Annotated in this window: 2 protein-coding genes; both read left to right on the top strand. The window is 45.5% G+C overall.

The features are described from left to right. Positions 1-151: 151 nt before the first annotated feature. Entirely contained in the window at positions 152-394 is a 243-nt protein-coding gene (locus AC6F7T_RS00010; protein ID WP_500715890.1) for a type II toxin-antitoxin system Phd/YefM family antitoxin, read from the top strand. Beyond that, on the top strand, positions 391-786 hold the full coding sequence (locus AC6F7T_RS00005) for a PIN domain-containing protein (RefSeq protein ID WP_500715889.1): 396 nt from the start codon (positions 391-393) through the stop codon (positions 784-786). Before AC6F7T_RS00010 ends, AC6F7T_RS00005 begins: the two co-directional genes overlap by 4 nt. Positions 787-1,331 lie beyond the last annotated feature (545 nt).

Genomic DNA, 1,331 nt, shown 5'->3' with positions numbered 1-1,331 from the left:
CCAACGGGAAACAATCGCGTCCCTTGACATAGGATCCAAAGATCCGGTGCTGAATAGATTCATTAAAATAATGAATTAAGATCGTTGATTGACGCAAGAAAGGTGTACATGATAATTTGTACAATTAGTAGAGATCATACAGGAGGTTAACATGAGGTCTTTGTCGGTATCATCAGCGCGTAGTCAGTTGCCATCTTTACTCGATGATGTTTTTGTAAATCATGAAACCATCATTATCAGTCGTAAAGGAAAGCCTGTTGCGCAACTGACACCTATTCCGCCCGATACCTTTCCGGATAAAAATAAGCGCTTTCCATTGCGAACTGTTACCATCTCCATCGCTGACGATTTTGATGAGCCTGCTCCAGAATTGTGGGATGCGTTAGAATCATGATTGTGCTTGATACACATGTCTGGCTGTGGTGGTTGCATGATCCTGATAAATTATCTCCAGCTGCTGTTAAATTCATCGAGCAAGAGCAGGAAACAGGAGCTCTGATTCTCTCTTCTATCTCTGTTTGGGAGGTGGCAGTTAAGGTTCAATCGGGGAAACTTGTTATCCCTATGGATATATCGCAGTGGTATGAATTGGCAAGAAGTTATCCGGCAACAGTGATTGAACCCCTTTCTCCCATTGACGCCATCGCCGGCACTCAACTTCCTGGTGATTTTCATAAAGACCCAGCGGATAGAATGATTATCTCTCTCGCTCGGCGATTGGCTGTACCGCTTATTACCTGTGATCGAAAAATCCTTGAGTATAAACATGTCGTGACTGTTTGGTGAAAAGAAGCCTGAGGAGTCAGGTGTTTACCGTTTGCTCTTTTAGTAGAAGCTGAAGGAAGAGGTTAAAGAAATATGGATTGCCGTTCTCTGTCAGTGATCCGCTCCGCGAAGAGGGCAACGTCGATACCTGGAAACTACGGATGCTGACACGACCTGATCGTAAGCATGTGCCGGCTTAAGGCATCAATATTGATATTTGTGCGCTGCCGAGCTACGATCGGCGCCCGGTAATGCTGCGCAAGCACTATGGGGTCGATCTGGGGACCTCGGGCCTGATTATCCAGGCACAGAGGTCAATACCAAAGACCGCATATTAACGCCGCCACGGCGTAAAATAACCGTTTCCGGATGGAAACTAATTAGTTCCCGAATCTCATCACCGATTCATTCCGCGTTTTTCAAATTTCCGGGGGGTGTAGTTCATGGAAATATTTATTCAACGTTATCAGCGATACCGCCTTGTCATCACCTTTGTGCTGACGGCTTTGATTATTATGGCGTCTTTATTGCTCGCCTATGCTGTTCGTTTTGATTTGACCATCCCC

It is taken from the genome of Pelovirga sp., from assembly GCF_059864205.1.
The sequence above is the reverse complement of the archived record's forward strand: the minus strand, read 5'-3'. Positions and strand labels throughout refer to the sequence as shown.